The 6547-nt window shown below is 72.2% G+C and carries 6 protein-coding genes; 2 read left to right on the top strand and 4 right to left on the bottom strand.

Annotated features, from left to right (window positions below):
- Positions 1–139: 139 nt before the first annotated feature.
- Positions 140–1099, bottom strand: coding sequence for a proline racemase family protein (locus CCN56_RS16980; protein WP_086827767.1), 960 nt, complete (start codon positions 1097–1099; stop codon positions 140–142).
- Between the two features lie 86 nt (positions 1100–1185).
- On the bottom strand, positions 1186–3519 hold the full coding sequence (locus CCN56_RS16975; RefSeq protein ID WP_086827766.1) for a collagenase: 2334 nt from the start codon (positions 3517–3519) through the stop codon (positions 1186–1188).
- Positions 3520–3794: 275 nt separating this feature from the next.
- On the opposite strand from CCN56_RS16975, the gene CCN56_RS43880 reads away from it, so the two are divergent.
- Positions 3795–4484 carry a triacylglycerol lipase gene (locus CCN56_RS43880; protein ID WP_256962006.1) on the top strand — a complete coding sequence of 230 codons (690 nt, stop codon included), beginning with the start codon at positions 3795–3797 and terminating at the stop codon, positions 4482–4484.
- A 44-nt stretch (positions 4485–4528) separates the two neighbouring features.
- Here the strand turns inward: CCN56_RS43880 and CCN56_RS16965 are convergent, their stop codons facing one another.
- Together CCN56_RS16965 and CCN56_RS16960 are read right to left on the bottom strand one after the other, a co-directional pair.
- Positions 4529–6133, bottom strand: coding sequence for an FAD-dependent oxidoreductase (locus tag CCN56_RS16965; RefSeq protein ID WP_086827762.1), 1605 nt, complete (start codon positions 6131–6133; stop codon positions 4529–4531).
- Positions 6134–6164: 31 nt separating this feature from the next.
- The gene (locus CCN56_RS16960) at positions 6165–6365 is read right to left on the bottom strand and encodes a hypothetical protein (RefSeq protein ID WP_179199868.1); all 201 of its coding nucleotides are present in this window, start codon (positions 6363–6365) and stop codon (positions 6165–6167) included.
- On the opposite strand from CCN56_RS16960, the gene CCN56_RS16955 reads away from it, so the two are divergent.
- Positions 6357–6547: diiron oxygenase (locus CCN56_RS16955; RefSeq protein WP_143664539.1), on the top strand; the 191-nt coding region annotated here is incomplete at its 3' end. The two genes, CCN56_RS16960 and CCN56_RS16955, sit on opposite strands and share 9 nt — an antisense overlap.

The raw sequence follows: 6547 nt of genomic DNA, 5'->3' as shown, positions 1-6547 counted from the left end.
GTGCGGGGCGGGGCGGCCTCGGGGTCGAACCCGGCGCGCAGGACGTCGGCGAGGACGTCGGCCGTCGCCGCCGGGGTCAGGAGGCGGGTCATGGTCGGGGCGTCGATGTGGAGCAGGCCGGTCCCGGCCGTCACGGTGGTCACAGGAGGAACCCCGTCCCCAGGTCGTCGTGGGGGTCGAGGACGAAGGTGTGGGTGCCGGTGCGGTACGTGACTCCGGTGACCTCGGTGACGCCCCCGGGCAGCAGTCGGCCGGTGAACACGGTGTCCGCCACGGACCCGTGCGTGAAGGTGTCCCCGGGGGCGAGGCGTCCTTCGTCGCCGAGCAGGGCGAGCCGTGCGGAGGTGCCGGAGCCGCAGGGCGAGCGGTCGATCTGCCCGTCGGCGAAGACGGTGACGTTGCGCTGGTGCGGCCCGGTGGGGGTGTCGGGCAGCTCGTCGTACAGGATGACGCCGTACACGTCGTGCTCGGGGAACGCGGCGCGGATCTCGCGCCCGGCCCGGACGAGCGCCGGCAGCGAGGCCCGGGTGGTGTCGAGGCCGAGGGCGCGCGCGGGGACCGAGACGTAGCAGGCGCCGGAGTCGGCGAGGTCGACCTCGACGGTGCCGGACGTGGTGGTCACCGGGACCTTGCGCGCGAGGACGCGCGTCGGGACGTTGCGGAAGGTGACGCCGGTGGTGCGGCCGCCCGCGCGGTGCACGGTCGCGGTGACGCGCCCCGAGGGCACGTCGATGCGGACGGGGACGTCGCCGTCGTCGGGCGCGGGGACGCGTCCGGTGTCGACGGCCCAGGCGCCGAGGGCCATCGTGCCGTGGCCGCAGGCGGTGGAGTAGCCGTCCTTGTGCCAGAACAGCACGCCGAAGTGGGCGCCGTCGTCGTCGGGCGGGACGATGAACCCGCCGTACATGCCGGAGTGTCCGCGCGGTTCCCGGACGAGGAGGCGGCGCAGCTCGTCGAGGGGGCCGAGCCGGAGTGCGAGGGCGCGGCGCTCGGCGACGGTGTCGCCGGGGACGGGCGGCAGGTCCTCGTCGACGATCCGGAAGGGCTCGCCTGCGGTGTGGTAGTCGGTGGTGCGGACCGAGTGCGGGGTGGTGCTCACGAAGTACGGCCTCCGGAGGAAGGGGTGCGGTGCCGGGCCGGCCCCTCCCCCGTGGAAGGACCGGCCCGGACGGTGGGCGGTGCGGGTCAGCTGCGGAGCGGGCCCTCGCAGCTGTAGCTCGACGTGCCCGCCACCTTGCTGGACCAGATGTCGATCGGTCCGAAGCTGCAGTTCATGTCGGCCAGGTTGTTCGACGCGGCGCCGGCGCGGTCGAGGATGAAGTAGTCGACGGTCTCGGACATGTCCTTGAAGTTCTGGTCCTCACTGGCCCAGTTGGACAGGTTGGCGGTGATCCGGCCGGTGCAGAGGAAGCGGCGCTTGCCGGGCTCGCCGTTCTCCACGCAGTCGGGGTTGCTGGCGGTGGCGGCGTAGAAGGAGGACTTCACGGACGCGACGTCCGCGTCGCGCAGCTGGGCGTTGGGCGTGTACGTGGTGTTCGGGACGTACAGCTGGTCGACCTTGGCGATCTGCGCGTCGAGGAAGCGGTCGTAGTCGCGCTGGAGGCCGGCGTCGGAGCTCAGCCGGTCGCGCCAGGCGTCGAACGCGGCCACGTCGTTCGCCCGCAGGTGGGTGTACATCTCGCGGAGCAGGGAGGGCTTCTCGGTCCAGAGGAACTCGAAGAACGTGCCCGCGTAGTTGTAGAAGCGGAAGCCGTCGCCGTCGTAGGTGGCGTGGAGGATCTGGCCGAGGTTCATCCGGGGGCCGCCGCCGGCGGTGTCGTTGATGATGCCGCGGACGAGGGACTTGCGGACGGCGATGCCGTTGTCGCGGGTGGCCCCGTCGAAGAACTCCGCCGTGCCCTCGTCCATGGCGGTGGTGCGGTCGCCCTGGTACCAGGGGCCTTCGCCGAAGAAGCCCGGGACGGCCCAGCGGCCGTTGAGGTAGTGGGTGTACTCGTGGCGGAAGAGCTCTTCCAGCGTCAGCGAGGAGTCCTGCGGGACGCGCCGCTGGTACGTGTAGAAGGTGGCGCCGCGCTCGATGTAGATGCCACCGTTGTTGGTGCCCATGCCGGTGAGGATGGGGTGGTAGTTCTCGTAGTCCGCGCGGGAGGCGTAGAGGACGATGTTCAGGGTGGTGTTGTTGTCGCCCGCGAGCGGCTGCTCGGTGCCGAGGACGCGGTGGTACTGGGCCTTGACCTGCTTGCTGGCGTAGTAGAGCTGGTCGACGGTGGCCCGGTCGAGCGCGGTGCGGACCTTGATGGCCCCGTTGTCGTAGGTGTACGTGTACGGGAAGAGCTGCTTCTCGATGTCCTCCTTGCACACGCCGTACGGCTGGCAGGCCTCGTAGAAGTTGAGCCAGGAGACGACCTTGGCCCACTGCTCGCTGCCGCGGCCGAAGGTGTCGACGACGGTGGTGAGCGAGGCGCCGAGGTCGGCGACGACGCCGTCCTTGAGGGACGCGATCTGGCCGAAGCGGCCGTACTCGCCGAGGGCGTCACGGGCGACCCAGGCGTTGGCGGTCCCCTTGAGGTGCCCGTAGCCGGCGAAGGCCTTGAAGGTCGCGCGGTACGCCGGGTCGGCGGCGACGGCCGACTGGAAGGCGGTGTCCTGGTTGCCCGGGTAGACGCCGAGGTAGTTGACGGAGAGTCCGGCGAGCGCGGCTCCGGCCCAGGCCGGGTCGAGGTTCGTGGCGGTGTGCGAAGGGTCCATGGTGGCCAGGACCCGCTTGATCAGGGCGAGTTGGTACTGCCGCAGGCCGGGCGCGCTGGCCGCGTAGAGGGCCTCGCGGAGGGTGTTCGCGTTGGTCTTCGTGACGTCGAAGGTGCGGGCGGCGGCGCCGAAGTCGGCGACGGCCTGCCGCATCGCGTTCACGGTGGGCGCGTCGGTGATGTCGATCTCGCCACGCGAGTAATCGTGGTAGGCGACGGCGTGCAGGTACGTGAACATCTCCTCCAGGTGGGAGGAGTTCCGTCCGTCGTGGGCGGCGGACAGGCCGGATATGCGGCGGGCGACGGCCTGGACGTGGGCGTCGGACATCACGGGCGCGAGCCGGGCGTCCCAGGTCCATATGAGGCCGCGCAGACAGCCGTCGGCGGTGACCGCGGGGTCGGCGAGGAAGTCGGCGAACTGCTCGGGGGCGAGGCCGGTGATGCCGTCGAGCGTGCAGGGGACGCCGGTGGCCGTGGTGGCGATGCCGCTCGCGGCAAACGTCCGCGCCTTGGCGGAGGCCGGTGCCCGGCCGGGCACCTTGCCCGTGGCGTGCCCGCCGGGGGCGGGCGCGGGGCCGAAGGTGGCGCGCGGGGCGGAACCCCGGTGCTCGACCTCGTCGAAGGGGTTGCCGCCCGGCTGCGCCTGCGGGGCCGGGGCGGTCGTGTCGTCCGTGCCCGTCGCGAAGGCGCCGGCCTGGCCGGCGGAGGCGAGGAGGGTGACGGCTATGGCGGAGGCGAGCAGGGACGAGCGCACACGTCTGCGGAGGGACAACGGAACTCCTGCTGGTGAGGGGGGTTGGTGAGGGGATGCGTTCGCGAACCGGTCTGGTTCGCACGGCGGATGACGTTCCATCACCGGGCCGGTGCGCTGTAACATAGTAATGTGAAATTGCACTGACAAGCCCTACGACGGCATCACTTCCCCGGAGGGGCCGGCGGACCCCTCCCCGAAAGGGTCGAGGAAGCCGCGCAGAGGGCTGTTCTTCCGCCCCCTCAACCCCCACCATGCTCGTGACTACTCATGCGTAACTCATGTGAGGGGACAGTGTGTTGAGACTCCGTGCCCGGACGGTCGTGCCGCTGCTCGCCGTCGTCGCGTCCCTGCTCCTGACGGCGGCGCCCGTCCGGGCCGAGGCGCCCGCGCGCACCCCCGTCGTGTTCGTCCACGGATTCAACGCCGACCCCGGCGTCTGGGGCGGCCTGCGCGCGGACTTCAAGGCCGACGGGTACACCGACGCCGACCTGTTCTCCTTCGGCTACGACACGCACCGGTCCGTCAACGAGGTCCTGTCCGGCCGGCTCGCCGCGTACGTCGAGGACGTCAAGCGGCAGACCGGGGCGAGCCGGGTCGATCTCGTCGCCCACTCCTTCGGGAGCCTCGTCACCCGCTGGTACGTGAAGTTCGACGCCGCCGGCCAGTCCTCCGTCGCCCACTGGGTCTCCCTCGCCGGCCCCAACCACGGCACGAGCACGGCCTGGGCGTGCGCGCTGTGGGACCAGGCCTGCCGCGACATGACCCCGGGCTCCTACGTCCAGAAGAAGCTCGCGGAGGGCGACGAGACGCCCGGGGCCGTGCGCTATGCGACCTGGTGGTCGGACTGCGACGAGGTCATCAACCCCGACAACAGCGTGCCGTTGGCCGGCGCCGTCAACAACGGCGCCGGCTGTCTCGACCACAACGAACTCCTCGGCGACGACACGGTCTCCCAGGGGGTCCGCGCCTTCCTCCGTTCCTAGGGCCCGTCCGACGCCGCCTCACGGGGCGGCGTGCCGGCCGTGGATCAGCGCCGGGAGCGGCGGGCCGGCACGGAGCGCGCGGCGGCGAGCAGGGCCTCCCTGTCGACGATCTTGACGCGGGGGCGCCCCCGGAGCCAGCCTTCGGCGCGCTCCTCTTCGTCGATCGCCCGCCAGCCGTCGAGGCCGACGGCGCCCGGGTGCGCGCCGGAGCCGGGAGCGGCGGGGGCGGTGAGCAGTCCGGCCTCGAGGTCGTCGAGGAGCGCGGAAACCGTCTCCTGGGCGCAGGACTTGTTGGTGCCGATGAACCCGTTGGGGCCGCGTTTGATCCAGCCGGCCACGTACACGCCCGGTCGGACCCGGCCCCGGTCGTGGGGCACCGTACCGGTCGCCTCGTCGAACGGGAGGCCGGGGACGGGCCGGGCGCGGTAGCCGATCGCGCGCAGGACGAGCGACGTCTCGATGGTCTCGGCGGTCTCGGCGGTCCCGGCAGTGTCGTCGGCGCGCGGTCCGGTCCGTACGACGGTCAGGCCGGTCACCCGGTCGTCGCCGAGGATCCGCACGGGGCTCGTCCGGAAGCGCAGGACGATGCGCCGCCGCCCCGGTACGGGGTTCCGGGCGGCCAGCTCGGCGAGCACCCCGGTCTTGGGGGTGGCGTCCGCGGGCACATCGGCCGGCCAGCCCTCGACGAGGACGTCGACGCCGTCGAGCGCGGCGAGGGCGAGCAGTTCCGGCAGGGTGAACGCGGCCTCGGCCGGTCCGCGGCGCCCGAGGACGACGACCTCGCGGACCCGGCTCGTACGCAGCGCGGCGAGCGCCCGGTCGGAGATGTCGGTGCGGGCCAGGGCGTCGGGGTCGGCGGTCAGGATGCGGGCCACGTCCAGGGCCACGTTGCCGTTGCCGATGACGACGGCCCGCTCGCCGTCCAGGGCGTAGCGGTCGTCGCCGTGGTCGGGGTGGCCGTTGTACCAGGCCGTGAAGTCGGTGGCGGAGACGCTGCCGGGCAGTTCCTCGCCGTCGATCCCGAGCCGCCGGTCCGTGGCCGCACCCACGGCGTAGATCACGGCGTGGTGGCCGCGGACCAGGTCCTCGTGGTGCAGGTCGCGGCCGACCTCCGTGTTGAGCCGGTACGAGAAGCCGGGCTGGCTCTCGACGGCCCGGAAGAGCCGGGCGACCTGCTTGGTGTCCTGGTGGTCGGGCGCCACTCCCGCGCGGGCGAGTCCGTACGGGGTGGGCAGCCGGTCGTGGACGGTCACGGTCACGCCCGGGTACCGGAGCAGTTCGTCGGCGGCGAAGAGCCCGGCCGGCCCGGCACCGACGACGGCGACCCGCAACTCGCCTGCGGGCGTGCGGCGTTGCGGGGGCACGAGGGCCATCGGGGTGCGGTCCTCGTGCGGATGGGTGTCGTAGTAGGCGCGGTTGAGTTCGAGGAACGGCAACTCCGCTTCCGTGAGCCCGGTGTGCGGCTTGAGCGCGTCCACCGGGCAGGCCGTCGTGCAGGCTCCGCAGTCGACGCAGGTGCGGGGGTCGACGTACAGCATCTCGGTCTGCCCGAAGCCCGGTTCGCCGGGGGCGGGGTGGATGCAGTTGACCGGGCAGGCGAGGACGCAGGAGGCGTCGGCGCAGCACGACCGGGTGACGACGTAGGTCATGGTTCTCCGTTCGGGGGACCTGTCGGTCGCGTCAGGCGGCGTGCGGGGCGGGTTCGCCGCGGTGGCGGGACGGGCGGCCGTCGATGCGCAGCGCCTTCCAGACCCGCCGTGAGGTCCTGTTCATCAGGCCGATGTCCTCGGCGAGCATCCGCACGTCGGAGAAGAGGTCGCGGAGCATCTTCTCGCCGTCGGGCGACTTCCAGAAGATGTCCTTGATCACCCGGTGGGGCACGCCTATCGTCTCGGCGGTCTTCCGGTCGGGGACCATGATGACGTCGCCGAGGAGGCCCGGCACATCTCCTTCGCCCACGAGTTCCTGCGCGTCAAGGTCCCCGGCTACGGCAGGGCGCGCCGGGGCGCGCTGTCGATCGCCTTCCCGGTGATCATGCGGGTGCTCGGCGACGTCATCATGGT

Source organism: Streptomyces sp. NRRL B-24572 (genome assembly GCF_002156145.1).
Lineage (GTDB): Bacteria > Actinomycetota > Actinomycetes > Streptomycetales > Streptomycetaceae > Streptomyces > Streptomyces vietnamensis.
The sequence above is the reverse complement of the archived record's forward strand: the minus strand, read 5'-3'. Positions and strand labels throughout refer to the sequence as shown.